Here is an 18,292-nt window from a genome sequence, read left to right on the forward strand (position 1 = left end):
TCTCACAGCAACAACACGACAATCCATGCGGTTTTCAGCCGGGTCCCCGGAACATATTGATTCCAGGTCCCCGCTATTTATTATTGCCCTCCCTGATCAAAGATTGATCGCTTATTTCCAAATCAACTTGGAGGCCGTGCAGACTTTTCCGGTCTGTGACTGAAGAGCTTTCGGAGGTAAAGAATCTTATGCGACAGAGTCTTAAAAAGTACGCCGTAGTACTCGCAGTAACACTCTCGGCTATGGCCGGTGGCGATGCCTTTGCCGCTATCAAGAAAGAGCCGAATGACAAAAAGTCCATGACCGTCACCGCCACCGCCTATAACTCGGTGAAAGGCCAGACCGATGACGACCCCTGGACCGCGGCCTGGAACAACCGTCTGCGTCCCGGTGACAAGATCATCGCCGTTTCCCGCGATCTGGAGAAACACGGACTGACCAACGGAACCAAGGTAAAGATCGAAGGCCTGCCCGGCACCTATACCGTGCGTGACCGTATGAACAAGCGCTATACCAACCGCATCGATGTGTGGATGGAGAAGGACATCAAGCAGGCGCGCTCGTGGGGCAAGAAGAAACTGAAAATCATCTGGGACCACGAGAAGTAAAACACGCACGCCAGCGAGGCTTTAGTGGATGTGGCGCTTCTCCCCGTCCCCAAAACAAAGCCCCAAACAAAACCCCGCACTCGCGGGGTTTTGTTTTTTGGGCCGCCACACCGGCTCGCACTCTCTCGACTTCATGGCTCCGTGGTCATGGACACCCCCGGCAGCTCCTTGCAATTTGCATTTTTCGTGGCGTAAATACTGGGTTGGCGAGACGGGTTGTAACGGTGTTCAACACCCTCATCGCGAAAGACCAGTAGATACTCCTCCTTCGCCCACCCCTTGTCAGTGCGGTATTCGCTTAACCACAGCAGCGCCGGCGAGTTTTCGTGGCAGTTGCCGTAAAACATACGGGTTTTCTCCACCAGCTCCCTGGTGAGGTAATCCCGGTACTGGCCCGGATAGGTAAACCGCTCGCCGGACAGATCCAGATCCACAACCCCATCCGTGGCGTCCGCCTGAGGTCGATCCAGAATACTGGCATCCTCCTTGCCGCCGTCTTCCTCAGCCCGCAACTCCTCTTCGCTGGCAAAGCGCTCCGGCTCCGGGGGTTCCTCGTCCTCCGCGCCGCTCAGCGGCCGCAGGCCCCGGGGACCATCAATTTTTTCCAGAAAGATTGCCGTATTTTCGTCGCAGTCCACGCAAGTGCGACCGGCGATGATGGCATAGCCGTTCAGTTCAGAAATCAGTTTTGCTTCCGCCAGATCGACCTCGATGGTGCGCTTATCGGAGAGCGTCAGCGCAATACCGGAATAGGCCGACATGCATGGGGAAAAGCACAACAGGGGGACCATCAGGAGGGGAAGGAAATACTTCATGCAGAGCAACCACGTTTAATACATCTGCAGACCGCGAACAGTTGGTCCCGCCCGGGCAACAATCCCTGCTGCCCGCGGCGGCACCGCGATTGGGTAGTGCTGTTACACTGTCGCGATTCCCTTCTAGGTATAACCATAGCAGGCGGGGAAAAACCTGCTGAGTGCGGCGGGTTTTATTTGTAAACGCGACTGTACCTGCTGGTCACAGCCTGCGAAAGCCGTCGAAAGAACACCGACAGATAACAGATAGAAGCCATCTAGAAACTATCTAGAAACCATCGATTACCCACCGGTCAGGGGGCTTCCCAGCCACCGCTCGCCTCCGCCGGACCGATAAAGGCCCCGACACCTTCCTCCTTCAGCGCGTCCAGGGCTTCCTGCAGAGCGTCTTCATCGGTTTCGAAGGCGTCCTCCCATACGGTGGTATTGTTGTTCTCATCAACAATTTCCAGCAACCAGCCGCCCTCGCCATCCTCGTAGATGTCGATATTGACGGTGTGGTTGCCATCGCTATACGCGCGGCTCAGAGGGGATTCCTGGGGAGTGACGTCATCGGCCATGGGAAAAGCCTCACTGGCAATGTAAAAGAGAAATATGTTTGGCGGCCAAACTGACAATGAGCGGATCACCAGTCAAGGAGCGCCTGCACCGCCGAAAAAGTGTACGACAGCCGCTGAAAGTTTCGTTAGAATGCGCGGCGATTTTTACCCATGCCCCGGATTTACGTTCCGGCCCGCACGAGGACATAGTTATGACCGGCTCCACCGATACCGTGGTCTGCGCGCTGTACAAGTTTGTCAGCCTCGACGATTACGAATCCCTCCGCGAACCCCTGCTACAGGTACTTCTGGATAACGATGTGCGCGGCACCCTGCTGCTGGCACGGGAAGGCATCAACGGCACCGTCGCCGGCAGCCGCAGTGGTATCGACGCCCTGCTCGCCTACCTGAAATCCGACCCGCGCCTGGCGGCGCTGGACTACAAGGAATCCTACACCGCACACATGCCCTTCCTGCGCAGCAAAGTGAAACTGAAGCGGGAAATCGTCACCATGGGCGTGGAAGGCATCGACCCCCGCCGCACCGTGGGCACTTACGTCAAGCCACAGGACTGGAATGCGCTGATTTCCGATCCAGACGTTCTGTTGATCGACACCCGCAACGATTACGAAGTCCAGGTGGGCACCTTTGAGAACGCGGTCAACCCGAATACCACCACCTTCCGGGAATTCCCCGCCTATGTGAAGGATCATCTGGATCCGCAAAAGCATAAAAAAGTGGCGATGTTCTGCACCGGCGGTATCCGCTGTGAAAAATCCACCGCTTATCTGAAAGAGCAGGGTTTTGACGAGGTCTACCATCTACAGGGCGGCATCCTGAAATACCTGGAAGACGTGCCGAAGGAAGAGACCCTGTGGAAAGGTGAGTGCTTCGTGTTTGATGATCGCGTTACCGTGGACCACGATCTCGAGCGCGGCAGCTACGAACAGTGCAACGCCTGCCGCATGCCCATCACCGAAGCAGAAATGCAATCGGAACTGTTCGAACAGGGCGTCAGCTGCCCCCACTGTCACGACAGCGTATCGGAGGCCGACAAGGCCCGCTTCCGTGAGCGTGAAAAGCAGATTCAGCTGGCAAAATCCCGCGGCGAAGATCATCTGGGTCACGACGCCAAGGCCTGCACAGAGAACCGTCGCAAACAGAAACAGGCTCTGCGCCGCCGCCAGGCAGAAGAGGCGCAGCGGGCATAGGGATAGGCCCGGTCTGTGAGCAGAGTGCCCGGTCCTAACCGGGCACTTCCGCTGAACTGGTGAGCCAGTTCATTGCCGTTGCCTCGGTCAGAAATGAAAACAGTTCCAGCCCGTTCTCGCGAGCTTTGTTTCTCATTACCGCAGTGGTATTCAGCTCTCTGCGATTGAGCATCGCAATTCTGGCGCCTGACATTTCAGGCAGTTGCGCCACAAATCGTCCCAGTCTTTCCTGCTCCTCCAGGGTCATCGACATCTGCGTGACACCCCGCACATCCGCCAGCACCCGCAGTGGTTTGAGGTGGCCATACTTTCCTACCAGCTGACGCACAGCCTCCATCCGATTGGCGTAGGTTGCCTCCCCATACAAAAGTAAATAAACCACTCGATTCCGACTGTCATAACGGATCTTGAAATTCATTACTGCAACTGCTCCAATCCACTTTATTGTTATTTCCCTGCCGCACGCCGGCGTGTGTATGCGCTGTCTACGCCAAATTTGGCGACAGCCGCTCCAGTCTATAAGCAAGTGTTAAAAAGCAACCTCCATTAGTCTCGATTAATCTCTTTCACGCTCCAAAATGGAAATTTGTTCTCATTTTTAATAAAAATAAAAAACAAATATTGGCGACAACCTCCGTGCCCGCAACGATAAATGCAATTTCAAGGCCGATTCAGATTACAGCAGCATTAGTCTTACTTTTTACTTACGAGCATCGCTCACGCTTTTGGCACAAAAAACAACTAAAGGAGAGGGGTAAATAGAAGTCGCTAATAAAGAAGCTAAACAAGGATGTGAGGCAAGCAGGAGTGCGCGCACTGCGGCCTAAAAAGATAAAACGTACCGATTAATCCGCATTACGATCACCGTCAGCATTCCCCGCCAGCCATGTCAGCGCAGTCTGCTCAGTAACAAATTCACGGATATGCATACCTTCCGCTTGAGCCGCACTGTCGATAATGGCATTGGCGTTGTGATCCACAGCGTGAAGCACGGCGGCCCGGCAGTGGCTCAGCCCCTGAAGGTGTGCTGCGAAAGTACCAAATTCCCGGCGCTCATCGACGGACAGCACGATGTCCGCCCGGCGGACATCTACCAGAAGCAATAAAGGATGAAGATGGCCGAACTTTTCCGCAATCTGTCGTGCAGACGCCACCTTGTCAGAAAAATCGACGCGATCAAAAAAAACGGCTGTGACGATACGAGTGTCGGGATTAAAGCGGATTTGAAAGCTCACGACTCCTTCCCCTCTCTCTTCACCTCAATTTGCACCGGTAAGGACTCCATTCCTTCGCCCCAGGGCGCGCCGATTACCGACAGGGCATCGTTGCCCCGGTCACAGTGTTCTCACGATCATTTTTATTGTTCAGGGCGAGGGTGCGCCGAAAACAACACCCCCTGAGCCGGCGGTTAGCATAAACGCCACCCGGAAAAAAACCGAAAAAGCCCGTCACAATTTTTTGCAAGATTCTTGGATAATTCCTTTTCTCGCGCCCGCTAGCCCTGCTCTATTTCCGGCATAGCCCCACCTTCATCCTGCCCCAACCACACCGCTGCTGCCGCCTTGCGCGCAATGGTTTTATACAGAGCCGCGATCTCGCCGTCGGGCTCCACCGCCACCGTGGGCTTGCCGCCATCGACCTGTTCGCGAATTGCCATGTCCAGCGGCAACTGCCCCAGCAAGCGGGTATCGTAATCTGCAGCCATTTTCTCACCACCACCGCTGCCGAAAATCGGCTCTTGATGGCCGCAGTTGGAGCAGGTATGGAGTGCCATATTCTCGACAATACCGAGTACCGGCACCGAGACCTTGCGAAACATTTCCACACCTTTCATCGCATCCACCAACGCCAGGTCCTGGGGGGTGGTGACAATGACTGCGCCGGCCAATACCACTTTCTGAGACAGGGTCAGCTGGATATCTCCGGTACCCGGGGGCATATCCACCACCAGATAGTCCAGCGCTTCGCCGTCTTCGGACCACAGGGTCTGGGTCAGCATCTGATTCAGCGCTCCGCTGGCCATCGGGCCGCGCCAGACCGCGGGCGTATCCTCGGTCAGCAGGTATCCGAGAGACATGGTTTTCAGACCCTGAGCGTGCACCGGCAGGAAAAACTTGCCGCCCTTGATCTCTGGACGCACGCCCTCGGTGCCCAACATGGTGGGCAGGCTGGGACCATAAATATCCGCGTCCAGCAGGCCTACCGTCGCGCCCTCCGCGGCAAGCGCCAGGGCCAGATTGACCGCGGTGGTTGATTTGCCCACGCCGCCCTTACCGGACGCCACCGCGATAATGTTTTTCACTCTGTCCAGAGATTCCGGTACGGCTCCCGACTCAGTACGCTGGATGTCGAAATACAGATCACTGTGGATATCGGCCCCGGCGAGTGGGCCATCTGCCAGCAGGGGTGCACAGGCTTGCCTTACGCGCTGCGCCCAGTCCACCTGCTGGCTGGCACAGGGATACCCAAGGGTCACCCCGGTGTAGACAGTGCCGTCGTCGTACCCCACTTCAATATCCGCATCCAGAGTGTCCAGCACCATGCCAGTAGCCGGATCCTCCAGCTGACCGATCACTTCCGCCACCCGCTCCAGCGCATCCTGGACCTCCGGGGGCAGGTCCTGATGGTCGTGGTCGTGGTGCTCATGTTCGTGGTGGTCGTGGTGATGGTCGTGATCGGTCACCTGGCAGTCCTCGCTGACACTGAAATTCGGCCGGCATTGTGGGGGAAGCCCCACCGCGAATACAAGGGTAGTGCACTCGACCTCGGGTGCCTTGCAGGGCCCATTTCTGCTATATTCCGCGCTCTTTCGGGCCCATCATCGGGCGACCATCCCGCGCGGGAACTCCGCGCGGGCCATACAGACCCGGACCTAACCCCGAACCCAGACCCGAACCGCAACCGACCTACAGACAAACGCAAGTCTCGCAGCCTTTGGAACCCAAGATGTCTCAGACCGATCTTCAGCCCAGAAACATCCTCGTCACCAGTGCCCTGCCCTATGCCAACGGCTCCCTGCACCTGGGTCATATTCTCGAGTACATCCAGACCGATATCTGGGCCCGCTTCCAGCGCGCCCGCGGCAACCAGTGCCTGTACATGTGCGCCGACGACGCCCACGGCACCGCTATCATGCTGAAGGCCGAACAACTGGGCCTGACCCCGGAACAGCACATCGCCAATATGCAGGCGGAACACGAGCGCGATTTCAGCGGCTTCCTGATCGGCGTGGACAACTACCACTCCACCCACTCCGAGGAAAACCGCGAGCTGTCGGCGATGATCTACAAACGCCTGCGTGAAAACGGCCATATCGCCTCGCGCACCATTACCCAGGCGTTCGACCCGGAGAAGGAACTGTTCCTGGCAGACCGCTACATCAAGGGCACCTGCCCGAAATGTAAAACCGAAGACCAGTACGGCGATAACTGTGAAGCCTGCGGTGCCACCTACAGCCCCACCGAACTGATCAACCCGGTTTCTGCGATTTCCGGTGCTACCCCGGTGGAGAAAGAGTCTGAGCACTTCTTTTTTACCCTGCCTGCTTTCACCGACTTTCTGAAGCAGTGGACCCGCTCCGGCACCCTTCAGGCGGAAGTGGCCAACAAGCTGTCCGAGTGGCTGGATGAAGGCCTGCAGGAGTGGGATATCTCCCGCGATGCCCCCTACTTCGGCTTCGAGATCCCCGATGCACCGGGCAAGTACTTCTATGTATGGCTGGACGCGCCCATCGGCTATATGGCCAGCCTGAAAAACTACTGTGACGGGAAAGGTCTCGACTGGCAGGAGTACTGGAAAAAAGACAGTAGTGCCGAGGTGTATCACTTTATCGGCAAGGACATCGTCAACTTCCACGCCCTGTTCTGGCCGGCCATGCTGGACTCCGCCCAGTTCCGCACCCCGACCAAGGTGTGTGTGCACGGCTTTTTGACGGTCAACGGCAAGAAGATGTCCAAGTCCCGCGGCACCTTTATCAATGCACGCAATTATCTGGATCACCTGAATCCCGAATACCTGCGCTATTACTTCGCCGCCAAGCTCACCGGTGGCGTGGACGACCTGGACCTGAACCTGGAAGACTTTATCGCCAAGGTGAATTCGGACCTGGTCGGCAAGGTGGTCAATATCGCATCCCGCACCGCCAAATTCGTGAGCAAGTCCGGTGGTGCCCTCGCCAGTGAACTCGCAGACGAAACTCTGTGGAACCAGTTTGTGGAAGCCGCGCCGCGCATTACCGAATACTTCGAGACCCGCGAATACAGCCGTGCCACTCGCGAGATCATGGCGCTGGCGGATGCTGCCAACGCCTGGATCGCCGATAAGGCCCCCTGGTCCCTGGCCAAAGAAGAAGGCAAGGATGCGGAAGTGCTGGCGATCTGCTCCCAGGGTGCAAATATGTTCCGCGCCCTGATCACCTGGCTGGCACCGGTACTGCCGGAAACCGCGAAAAAGGCCGAGGAATTTCTCGGCGCGCCGCTGGACTGGAACACCGCCGCCACCCCGCTGGCTGGCCACACCATCAACAAGTTCAAGCCGCTGATGCAGCGTGTGGAAAAAGAACAGGTAGACGCGATGCAGGAAGCCGCGAAAGAATCCCTCGCACAACTGCAGGCAGAGACAAAAGCAAGCGCTGCCAGCGAAGCAAAGAGCGGTCCGCTGGCTGAAGATCCGATTGCCGAGGAAATCCAGTTCGACGATTTTGCCAAAGTCGATCTGCGTATCGCCCTGATTGCCAACGCCGAACACGTGGAAGGTGCGGGCAAACTGCTGAAACTGACCCTGGATCTCGGCGGTGAAACCCGCAACGTATTCGCCGGTATCAAGAGCGCCTACAGCCCGGAAGACCTGATCGGCAAACACACCGTCATGGTCGCCAACCTGGCGCCACGGAAAATGCGCTTCGGTGTCAGCGAAGGCATGGTCCTCGCCGCCGGACCGGGCGGCAAAGACCTGTGGATCCTGGAACCCCACGCCGGCGCCCAGCCGGGTATGCGGGTGATGTAATCCGGGAGCGCGGAGCCCCGGCTCCGCATGCGGGCCACAAGGCCGCCCAACGCACCAACTCACAACCACACTGTAGGAGCCTGCCTGCAGGCGAACAGCCCAGGGACCGCCCAGCCCCCCCTTCGCCTGCAGGCAGGCTCCTACAGTGATCACGCCAATTCCAACTAAAAATAACGAGAGGCAAACATGCGCGGTGTTTTTCTCGATACCCTCACCATGAAACTGGAAGAACTGGATACCTCAGCCCTCGACCAGTCCCTCGACCATTGGGAATTTTTTGAAACAACTGCCGCCGAAGAAACTGCCGAGCGTATCCAGAATGCCGACGTGGTCATCACCAACAAGGTCGTACTCGACCACACGCTGATCGAAAACGCCCCCAACCTGAAACTGATCTGTGTCTGCGCCACTGGCACCAACAATATCGATCTGGACGCGGCGGCGGACAGAAATATTTCGGTAAAAAACGTGGCCGGCTACACCGGCAGCTCCCTCGCCCAGCACACCCTTGCGCTGCTCCTGGCCCTCGCCACCCGCTGGCACCAGTATGCGGACGATGTGCAAAAAGGCCGTTGGAGCCAATCGCCGATTTTCTGTCGGCTGGATTACCCGGTAATCGAGCTGGCGGGTAAAAAACTCGGAATTATCGGCTACGGGGATCTCGGGCAGAAAGTCGCGGAACTGGGCGCGGCGCTGGGGATGGAGATCCTGATTTCCCAGTCCTTTAGCGGGGAACAAAAACCTGACAGGGTGCCGTTGGAACAACTGTTGACGGAAGCCGACGTGATCAGCCTGCACTGCCCGCTCACGGAACAGACGGATCAGCTGGTCAACCGGGCATTTCTTGCCTCGATGAAAGATTCCGCCTTCCTGATCAACACCGCGCGCGGCGGTCTGATAGACGAACCCGCGCTGGTCGACGCCCTGCGAAATGGCACCATTGCCGGTGCCGCACTCGACGTACTGAGTGTGGAACCGCCACCGGCGGACCACCCTCTGCTTGCCGCCGATATCCCAAACCTGATCATCACCCCACACAACGCCTGGATCAGCCGCGAGAGCCGCCAGCGACTTTTAGATGGAGTTGTAAATAACATCCTTCACTGGCGCCACCAACGGTAAACATGCCTCGCGACCACACGAAAGAAAAATAGACGCCAATATCTCCTGGCATTGCCACAGTTACGACCTTCTATTTTTCACGCTCAAAACGCGTCGTCTTTCGCAAAATTGAAAATTACTGGCATCAAAGTACTAATGTGGGAAAAATAATTTTGCCTTTCTCATTTTCTATACTACGGGCCGCGTCCGAGCTGAGCTGACATTTCTCCCTATTCAACAAATTCGCTGAAATACGACAACAATAAATCGCTGCAATCCATTCCCAGTGCCAATCCGGCAGACTGGACTCACAAAGTAAAAATTTGATTTACTCCCTCGGTCAACAGGAAGAAGTAAGGCTGTTTGAATCCCTGTCATGACAGCCCAATTCACAATAAAAGGAATTTCCCCATGGCGAAGCTCACCCATGCGGCCAGGCTACTCTCTGCCACCGCGTTTTTGCTGTTGTTCACAGCCTGCAGCAAAGACGCTCCAACCAATGAATCCGCAAATACCGAAAGTGATTTCAAACCCGTTGCCGAAATCACCAAAAATTCCACGCACTTTGCCGGCCTGTTCGATTTATACCAGAACGAAAAAAGCGGCAGTCTTTACCTGAAGATCCTGCCAGAGCAACTCGGCCAGGACATCATTCATCATATGCAGGTCAATAACGGCATTCCCGGAAACAACATTTTTCACACCATGGGAATGTACTTTGAGCCGCGGATTCTCCGCTTCGAGCGTTACTTCGACAAGATCCACGTGCGGCAGCAAAACACCATTTTTACCTTTGACAAGGAAAACCCGGTGAGTCGCGCCAACCATGCTAATCTCAACCTCCCACTGCTGGCCGCACTCGAAATCGAAGCCCGTGACAAGGACAGCGGCGCAGTCTTCATCAATGTGGACAGCCTGTTTCTCAACGACTCCCTGCGCCAGTTGAAACCATCGCCCAACCCCGAGGAAAAACCCGGGGACCGGCTTACCCTGGGGAAACTGAATGGAGACAAAACCCGCTTCACCAGTCTGCACAATTACCCGAAAAATACCGATGTGGTGGTCGAGTATGTTTACGACAACCCGGAGCCGGTCTTGCCAAAAGATTTTGGCGGCAACATTGCAGATTATGCACTGGGAGATGAACGCAGCCTGGCCTTCAGTATCCGCCATATTCTGATTCAGGCGCCGGAAAATGACTTTATACCGCGACCGGATGATCCACGCCTGGGCTATTTCACAGCCCTCAGACAGGTGATGACCTCGGACAGTGCAGCCCCTTACGGCGATTTCATCAATCGCTGGCACCTGGTCAAGAAAAATCCCCTGGTGGACGTTTCCGAGCCAGTGGAACCCATCGTGTGGTGGATCGAAAACACAACGCCACTGGAATACCGGGACACCATTCGCGACGCGACACTGGCGTGGAACCAGGCCTTCGAGCAGGCGGGCTTTAAAAATGCCATTCAGGTAAAAGTGCAGCCGGACGATGCGGACTGGGATGCGGGAGACCTGCGCTACAACGTGCTGCGCTGGACCGCGTCGCCACAACCCTTGTTTGGTGGACTCGGACCGAGTATCGGCGACCCCCGCACCGGCCAGATCCTTGGCGCTGACATCATGCTCGAACTGGTCGCCATGCAGAACAGATCGCGAATGGAAAATATATTCGATGTGCCGGCGAGTACAACACCCGCCACCACGACCACTTTCCATGCTGCAGCACAGTCTCATGCCCCCCTCTTTACGGGCAGCGCCTTTGGCACCGCGGCACTCGCCGCCATGGATGCAGACAAGGCCACCAGCAACCGTTTTTCCGAGGAGTTTCTGTATTTTCTGATCCTGCACGAGGTGGGTCACACCCTGGGGCTGAACCACAATTTCATTGCCAGCCAGCACCAGCCCCTGGCGTCGATATTCGATAATCAACACACCCGCGCCCAGGGCCTGACCGCATCCGTCATGGATTACCCCGCTCCCAACCTGTCGGCGGATGCGGACACCCAGGGACAGTTCTACGACGTTGCGCCCGGAGCCTACGACCGCTGGGCCATTGAATACGGCTATTCACCGGCGGTGGTCGACCCTCAAGAGGAGACGCAGCGCCTGTCGAACATCCTCGCCCGCTCCACCGACCCCGCGCTGGCCTTTGGCAACGACGCCGATGATATGCGCACCCCCGGGGCGGGTATCGACCCTCGCATTATGATCAATGACATGAGTGGCGATGCGATTGGCTATGCACAGAACCAGTTCGAGCTGACTCAGAAAATACTGGGCTCCCTGCCGAGCCGCCTGCTCAGGCAGGGGGAGTCCCGTCAGGAGTTGGTCAACGGAGCCAACGTTGCTCTGGCCCAATACGGCAGTGCGGCGCAAACGGTTTCCCGTTACATCGGCGGCGTTATGGTGGACCGGGCCATGGTCGGGCAGGAAGGCGGCAACGATCCCTTCCGCCCGATACCTGCGTCCGAGCAGAAACGGGCAATGGAAATACTGGAAGAATATGTATTCGCACCGGATGCGCTGGTACTTTCACCGGAGCTGATCAAACAGTTGCAACAGCAGCGCCGCTGGTTTTTCTTTTACGGAAAAACCGAAGACCCGAAAGTGCACGACCTGGTGTTGAATATCCAGAAGTCGGTGCTGGTTCATGTGCTGAACCCGGTAGTACTGAAACGCATTCAGGATTCGACGCTGTATGGCAATGGTTATTCCATGACCGACCTGTACGCCGACCTGAACCTCGCCATTTTCGCCGCGGACGCCACCGGCAATGTGGATAGTTTCCGGCAGAATCTGCAGCGGGAATACGTTGACCGCCTGGTTGCCATATCCGGCTCCAGCAAGGACGGCGCCCGCCAACAGCAGGCACAGGCACTGGCGAGATATTCCCTCAAGCAGATTGAACGACAGCTTGAAACCCAGGGTAACAACCCGGTTTCCCGTGCACACAAGGAACATATCCGGTTTGTCATCCGTCAGGCCCTGAACCCCAACGGCACAGCAAAAACCAACGCGGTCTAAACACAGACTTGCCCGGCGACCGACACGCGGTCGCCGGGTATCCCTCCCCAGCTCCATCGCGGTTTTACTGATCGGCGATCAGCACGTCACACAACACCTACATCCCACTCCCACCGCGACCGCGCATTTCTCCTGGCAATCTCTGGGTTTCACCGAAATTGACACTAGGATTCGATGAGTAACCTCTATTCCAGAAGGAGTTCTCCAATGGCGACAACAAAGGCCCCCAACAGCGGCGCTGGCCGTGAAAAGCTGCACAAGGCCTACAACCTTGCCGGTGAAGCCGCGCACGATACTGCGGAACACGTGAAGATGCGCGCGCGGGAAACGGCGGATCAAGTGAAAAGCCGCACCCGTGAAACCGTGGAAAAAGGTAAACAGCACGCGCACGATGTGACCGAACGGGCAGAAAATTCGATCAAGGCGCACCCGCTGATCAGTGTTGGTTGTGCATTTGCCGCCGGGTGGCTAATTGCGAAGATTCTCAAATAACTCTCCCTTCAGTATGTATACCCGCGAGCAAGTGGTCGACATTTCCCTCATGCAACATCGGTACGCAGGTGAACGGTTGTTAAGAAACCAGCAAGCGATAAATGCTGGGTAAAAATTGAGATGACCGGATGAAAATTGAGATGACCTGATGAAAATTGAGAGGAGCGGCAACTGATGGCCGCGCATGACAAGTCCAAACAGCAGCACGATGCCTCCCGCGCGTCCGCGCAAAGTGACCCGGAAGAGGAATCCTCGTTTACCGATCCCGCGCAGGACTGTGCCGGTGTTACTGAGGATTTCCATGGACTGCTTGAGCGCGCGGAAGCCACCATGACGCTGGCCACTGCTTGGGCTGAGAATTATTCCAGTCTCGTGCGGCTGGAGTTTCAGCGTACGCTGGGTGCAGGGAAGCGCATCGTGGTGCTGCTACTGTTGCTATTTTTCCTGGCCATCGCCCTGATCGAGAGTCTCTGCGCGGGGGCGGGTTTACTCGGCTATTACTTTTTCAATTCCATCTATATCGGCTTCGGTATTTTCGTGCTGGCGCAGTTGCTGATTGTTACCGCTCTCCTGCTGTCACTGCGGAAGCTACGTGCGTTACTGGGTTTTGAAGAATCCCGTAAACAGGCTCAACAGGCGTTGAATGATGTCTCTGCGCTCTTTAAACAGGCAAATTGAACTTCACTGCGAGGAGATGGATCTGCAAAGACGCAGCGCTCTGCGCCTGCTGCAACAACAGCGAACCCAGGCGCTGATGCAGGCACAAAGCGTGCCCCTGCCACTGGCGATGGCGGTGGCTTTTGCCGGTGGCTTCCTTGTCCAGCGGATATTCCGCAATCCACATCCGCGAACACTGCTGAATTGGTACCTGACCTGGCAGGCACTCTAGTGGTTCACGTAGTGGTCCGGGCCTTGGCTTAGGTTCCGGATTTCGCCACACTCAGTGTTTCTCCCGCCCCCCCGGGGCGGTTGCCGATGTCGATGATTTTTTTGGCCACGTCAACCAGCTTCAGGTTCATTTCCATCGCCCGCTGCTGCATGGTGCGATAGGCCTCTTCCTCGTTCAAGCGCAGGCTGCGCATCAACACGCCCTTCGCCCGCTCGATCAGTTTGCGTTCGTTCAAAGCCCGGCGAGCTTCCTCCAGCTCTTCACTCACCCGACGAATATGCGTCACCTGGGAACGGATCAGGTCGTACAGGGAATGCGTCAACGTCTGCCCGTGCAACGCCGGCACGCTGGTCGCCGTAGCGCTGCCATACAGGCCCGGCACCTCCGGATCGAATAACACTGTCAACGCCGGCACCCGGTCCCAAACGGCGGACTTCATCATTTCCAGTTGCGCATAGTGGTGGCCAAGTTCCGCCTGTGCTTCGGCGACACGCTTGCGACTGGCCTCGCGCAATTTCGCGGTGATGGCATTCTCCAGGCGATGCATGGCGTCGATACGCGCGGTAGCCAGCTGGTACCAGACTTCGCTGATCTCGGAGGCAATCGGTTCACCGTCCTTGAGCGCGGCAATCATCAGGCGTAAACGCTGCAGATCGCGCGCATCCTGGCTGTCTTCTATCGCCTGCCAGCGCGCCAGCTCCACGTTTCCGGCGAATTCACAGAACACTTCCAGGCTGTGGCGCTGGCAGTCCTGTAAGTGGTTCAGGCGTCCGTGCAGGCTTTCATCGAAACTGCTGCCGGCAAAGCCGATGGCCCCCCAGGCGCGCTCCTGACCGGCAAATTCTTTCGCCTGCATAAAGTTGCCCAGGGCCACGAGCAATCTGGTTACTTCGGGATCATCCGCCACATCCGCAGCTTCCAGCACCACCGACAGCAAACCGGCAATCAGTCGGCAATATGCATCCGTGGATTCCAGTGCACTGACTTCAAAGGCATCGATATGCCGGCGCAGATTGACCAGTTCATCCAGACCGTGGAGAGCGTAAGCGATACCGTTCAGCAGCCGCATATCTCTGGGGCTGTCGTAGCGACCAGGTCCCAGATACTGCTCGTGCAGCAGTTGGCGAAACCCCCCTTCACTGTCGCTGCTGCAGTGCATCTGATCCTGGCGGTGATCCGCAAAACGAGCCCCGGAAGAAACCAGATAGATGTTGCTGATACCGCGCTCGCGCTGTAGCTGATGCACCAGATCAGAAACCGTCGTCACCAGTTCACAACTGCGCACCAGTCGCTGCAGCGCCTGAATCTCTGCGCGTTTGGCTGCCAGCAGAAATTTTTCTGCATCCTCTCTGTGATTGGTCATGACTCCGCGTTCCCCGAAAAATAATCCCTATTCTGAGCTGAGCAATAAACATTCCAGTAACAAGTTACGGCTTCAAAAATTTTCGATGCCAGAATCAGGTGGCACCATTTCAGTGCAAACAGGAAAATTCGCACCAGCATAAATCACTAAATAAGGATTTTTACGTCATTCTTTCGTAGAAGCCGCTAAAACCCCGCCGTTAATCCGTACTTTGGCAATGAAAATTTACTTTCCGGTAAGTTGGCACCGAGATTGCTATCAATTCCCTGTAGCGCGCTGTATGGCCTGGCCCATGCCGCTCACCAGGCCAGAGGCCTGCGACAAATAGAACACACTGGATAAAGGCGTCCATCACTTTCCGGCAACGGCCGGTCTGTGTGGGCGCTTTTTTTTGTGCCCCGAATTTCCAGTGCTGACGGACTGTTGCGGTACCGGATCGCTGAAATTCCTTGCACAGGTGGACACCCGATCCTTAAACACTCAATAAGGTGAAAACTATGGCTTATCTCGTTCCAACCGAATTTGTGACCAAAATGGTCGACGCCGGGGAATCCAAAATCTATATGTCCACCCGCGATACCCTGGTACGCGCGTATATGGCCGGCGCCATCCTCGCCCTGGCCGCGGTATTTGCGGTGACCGTCGCGGTTGCCAGCGGCTCCCATCTGGTGGGGTCCATCCTGTTCCCGGTGGGCTTCTGCATGCTCTACCTGATGGGCTTTGATCTGCTGACCGGAGTATTCGTTCTCGCGCCACTGGCATGGCTGGACCGTCGCCCCGGCGTCACCTGGGGCGGCATTCTGCGCAACTGGGGCCTGGTATTCCTCGGCAACTTCGCCGGCGCGCTCACCGTCGCGGTGATGATGGCCTTTGTGTTCACCATGGGTTTCAACACCGAACCCGGCGCAGTTGGCGCCAAGCTTGCCGCTGTTGGTGAAGCCCGGACCCTGGGGTACGCGGAATACGGTGCCGCTGGCTGGTTCACCATTTTCCTGCGCGGCATGCTGTGTAACTGGATGGTCTCCATGGGTGTGGTAGGCGCAATGATTTCTACCCATGTCAGCGGCAAGGTACTCGCCATGTGGATGCCCATCATGCTGTTCTTTTTTATGGCCTTCGAGCACTCCGTGGTAAACATGTTCCTGTTCCCCACGGCGATCATGATGGGTGGCGATTTCTCCGTGCTTGACTACTTCATCTGGAATGAAATCCCGACCGCACTCGGCAACCTGGTAGGCGGTCTGGCGTTCACCGGCCTGACCCTGTACAGCACTCACTACAAAACTGCCCCCAAGCGTCAGCTCACTGCTGCCGTTGACAGCAAGGCGGGTAACGAGGCCCTGGCCTGATAGCCGTTTGAGCCCCGCACCTGCGGGGCTTTATTTTTCTATGAATAACACACTCTCCCTGGAAATCGGCCACTACACCAGCGCAGGGCTGAAACCGGAAAATCAGGACAGCTGCGGTGCCCGTGTGCCACTGGATCCGCAGCTGGGCTTGAAAGGCGCTGCCTTCGCCATCGCCGATGGCATCAGCTCCAGTCCGGTCAGCGCCATCGCCAGTCAGACCGCAGTCAAAAGTTTTCTCGACGATTACTACTGCACCTCGGATGGTTGGAACGTGCAACAGGCTGCGGAGCGCGTACTCAAGGCAACCAACGCCTGGCTTTATGGCCAGACCCAGCAAAGCCCCTATCGTTTCGAAAGAGACAAGGGCTATGTCTGCACCTTCAGCGCGGCGATTCTCCAAGGCGCTGAAGCCCATCTTTTTCACTTGGGTGACTCGCGAATTTATCGCCTGCGTCGCGGCACGCTCGAACAACTCACCCATGATCACCGCAAATGGGTTGGCGAGGTACACAGCTACCTGAGCCGCGCCCTCGGCGCATCCCAACGGTTGGACGTCGACTACCGACAGGTGTCACTGGAACCCGGAGACCTGCTTGTTTTCACCACCGACGGGGTACACGAAACACTGCCGCACGAGTTCCTGACCGAACAACTGGCACTGCCAACCACCAGTTTGAATACCACCGCAAAAGCCCTGGTCGACGCAGCGCTTGCCAACGGCAGCAACGACAATCTCACGGTGCAACTGGTGCGCGTCACCGGTTTGCCCGAACCCGTGAAAACTCCGATGGAACAGGCGGGCAGCTTGCCACTGCCGCCTCTGCTAAAAGCTGGTGACAGCCTGGACGGCTACATCATCGAGCGCGAGATCCACGCCAGTAGCCGCAGCCATGTTTATCTGGCTACGGATAAGTCCAGCGGTATTCAGGCAATCCTGAAAATGCCGTCCATCGACCTCGCGGACGACCCCGCCTACCTGGAAAGATTGCTGATGGAAGAGTGGATTGCGCGCCGGGTCAACAGCACCCATGTGGTGCGCGCCGCTACCAGCCACCGCCCACGCAATTTTCTGTATACCGCGATGGAAGTGGTTGAAGGACAGACCCTGCGCCAGTGGATGACCGACAACCCGGACCCTCAGCTGGAAACCGTGCGCCGTATCGTTGAGCAGATTGCCAGTGGACTGCAGGCCCTGCACCGGGCTGAAATCCTGCACCAGGACCTGCGCCCGGAAAATATCATCATCAGCCCGGCCGGCACCGTTACCGTGATCGACCTTGGCTCTGCGAGGGTCGACGGTATCGCCGAAACCTTTTCAGCTACCATTTCAGCCACCTTCGCCACAACCGACATCGAAGACAATCCAGATTCCGCCGTGAACAGTGGCCAGCAAATTCTTGGCACCGCGCTCTATACCGCGCCGGAATATTTCCTCGGTGATATGGGCTCCGCGCGCTCGGACCTCTTTTCACTGGCAGTACTTACCTACCACCTGCTATCTGGCGAGTTCCCCTATGGCACTCAGGTTGCCCGCTGCACAACGGTCGCAGCGCAACACAAATTGCGTTATCGCAGCGTGCTGAGTGAAACCCGCGCGATTCCCGCGTGGATAGATGCCACCCTGAAAAAGGCCCTGCAGCCGAATCCACGGCTGCGCCACGAGGCCCTGTCTGAATTTGTCTACGAGCTGCGACATCCGAACCCGCAATACCTGCACGCCACGCGCCCGCCGCTGATGGAACGCTACCCGGTGCGCTTCTGGCAGTCTGTCAGCGGCGTGCTGCTGTTGACCGTTTTGTATCTGTTGAGTCTGATTTCCTCTTCTGCCTGAACCAACCCGAAGTGAACAACCCGAAGTGAACAACCAAAGTGAACAGCAACAGTAAACAACAAGGGA

Annotated in this window: 16 protein-coding genes; 10 read left to right on the top strand and 6 right to left on the bottom strand. The window is 56.8% G+C overall.

Annotated features, from left to right (window positions below):
- Positions 1-188: 188 nt before the first annotated feature.
- The gene (locus PVT68_RS07265; RefSeq protein ID WP_280322038.1) at positions 189-608 is read left to right on the top strand and encodes a 3D domain-containing protein; all 420 of its coding nucleotides are present in this window, start codon (positions 189-191) and stop codon (positions 606-608) included.
- A 131-nt stretch (positions 609-739) separates the two neighbouring features.
- Here PVT68_RS07265 and PVT68_RS07270 read toward each other — a convergent pair whose 3' ends face one another.
- Positions 740-1,423 carry a hypothetical protein gene (locus tag PVT68_RS07270; RefSeq protein ID WP_280322039.1) on the bottom strand — a complete coding sequence of 228 codons (684 nt, stop codon included), beginning with the start codon at positions 1,421-1,423 and terminating at the stop codon, positions 740-742.
- 293 nt (positions 1,424-1,716) lie between these two features.
- Positions 1,717-1,983, bottom strand: coding sequence for a hypothetical protein (locus tag PVT68_RS07275; protein WP_280322040.1), 267 nt, complete (start codon positions 1,981-1,983; stop codon positions 1,717-1,719).
- 191 nt (positions 1,984-2,174) lie between these two features.
- Between PVT68_RS07275 and trhO the strand changes: the two genes are divergently transcribed.
- Positions 2,175-3,173 (top strand): oxygen-dependent tRNA uridine(34) hydroxylase TrhO, encoded by a 999-nt coding sequence (gene trhO / locus PVT68_RS07280; RefSeq protein WP_280322041.1) that lies wholly within the window; start codon positions 2,175-2,177, stop codon positions 3,171-3,173.
- 34 nt (positions 3,174-3,207) lie between these two features.
- On the opposite strand, the gene PVT68_RS07285 is transcribed toward trhO, so the two are convergent.
- The 3 genes from PVT68_RS07285 to apbC form a co-directional block, all read right to left on the bottom strand.
- A complete protein-coding gene (locus PVT68_RS07285) occupies positions 3,208-3,591 on the bottom strand; it encodes a hypothetical protein (protein ID WP_280322042.1) in 384 nt (127 codons plus the stop codon).
- A 427-nt stretch (positions 3,592-4,018) separates the two neighbouring features.
- Positions 4,019-4,408, bottom strand: a complete 390-nt coding sequence (locus PVT68_RS07290; protein ID WP_280322043.1) for a hypothetical protein — start codon at positions 4,406-4,408, stop codon at positions 4,019-4,021.
- Between the two features lie 260 nt (positions 4,409-4,668).
- On the bottom strand, positions 4,669-5,856 hold the full coding sequence (gene apbC, locus PVT68_RS07295; protein WP_280322044.1) for an iron-sulfur cluster carrier protein ApbC: 1,188 nt from the start codon (positions 5,854-5,856) through the stop codon (positions 4,669-4,671).
- Positions 5,857-6,119: 263 nt separating this feature from the next.
- On the opposite strand from apbC, the gene metG reads away from it, so the two are divergent.
- From metG to PVT68_RS07325, 6 genes are all read left to right on the top strand, one after another.
- On the top strand, positions 6,120-8,177 hold the full coding sequence (gene metG / locus PVT68_RS07300; protein ID WP_280322045.1) for a methionine--tRNA ligase: 2,058 nt from the start codon (positions 6,120-6,122) through the stop codon (positions 8,175-8,177).
- Positions 8,178-8,363: 186 nt separating this feature from the next.
- The gene (locus PVT68_RS07305; protein ID WP_280322046.1) at positions 8,364-9,299 is read left to right on the top strand and encodes a D-2-hydroxyacid dehydrogenase; all 936 of its coding nucleotides are present in this window, start codon (positions 8,364-8,366) and stop codon (positions 9,297-9,299) included.
- A gap of 390 nt (positions 9,300-9,689) precedes the next feature.
- Entirely contained in the window at positions 9,690-12,302 is a 2,613-nt protein-coding gene (locus PVT68_RS07310) for a zinc-dependent metalloprotease (protein WP_280322047.1), read from the top strand.
- Between the two features lie 207 nt (positions 12,303-12,509).
- Positions 12,510-12,794, top strand: a complete 285-nt coding sequence (locus tag PVT68_RS07315; protein ID WP_280322048.1) for a DUF883 family protein — start codon at positions 12,510-12,512, stop codon at positions 12,792-12,794.
- 174 nt (positions 12,795-12,968) lie between these two features.
- Complete coding sequence (locus tag PVT68_RS07320; RefSeq protein ID WP_280322050.1) at positions 12,969-13,472, top strand: hypothetical protein; 504 nt, start codon at positions 12,969-12,971, stop codon at positions 13,470-13,472.
- A 16-nt stretch (positions 13,473-13,488) separates the two neighbouring features.
- Positions 13,489-13,683 (top strand): hypothetical protein, encoded by a 195-nt coding sequence (locus tag PVT68_RS07325; RefSeq protein WP_280322051.1) that lies wholly within the window; start codon positions 13,489-13,491, stop codon positions 13,681-13,683.
- Between the two features lie 28 nt (positions 13,684-13,711).
- Here PVT68_RS07325 and PVT68_RS07330 read toward each other — a convergent pair whose 3' ends face one another.
- On the bottom strand, positions 13,712-15,046 hold the full coding sequence (locus PVT68_RS07330; protein WP_280322052.1) for a nitrate regulatory protein: 1,335 nt from the start codon (positions 15,044-15,046) through the stop codon (positions 13,712-13,714).
- A 497-nt stretch (positions 15,047-15,543) separates the two neighbouring features.
- Between PVT68_RS07330 and PVT68_RS07335 the strand changes: the two genes are divergently transcribed.
- A complete protein-coding gene (locus tag PVT68_RS07335; RefSeq protein ID WP_280322054.1) occupies positions 15,544-16,395 on the top strand; it encodes a formate/nitrite transporter family protein in 852 nt (283 codons plus the stop codon).
- 40 nt (positions 16,396-16,435) lie between these two features.
- The gene (locus tag PVT68_RS07340) at positions 16,436-18,226 is read left to right on the top strand and encodes a bifunctional protein-serine/threonine kinase/phosphatase (protein ID WP_280322055.1); all 1,791 of its coding nucleotides are present in this window, start codon (positions 16,436-16,438) and stop codon (positions 18,224-18,226) included.
- The last annotated feature ends 66 nt before the right edge of the window (positions 18,227-18,292 follow it).

The organism is Microbulbifer bruguierae (assembly GCF_029869925.1).
GTDB lineage: Bacteria > Pseudomonadota > Gammaproteobacteria > Pseudomonadales > Cellvibrionaceae > Microbulbifer > Microbulbifer bruguierae.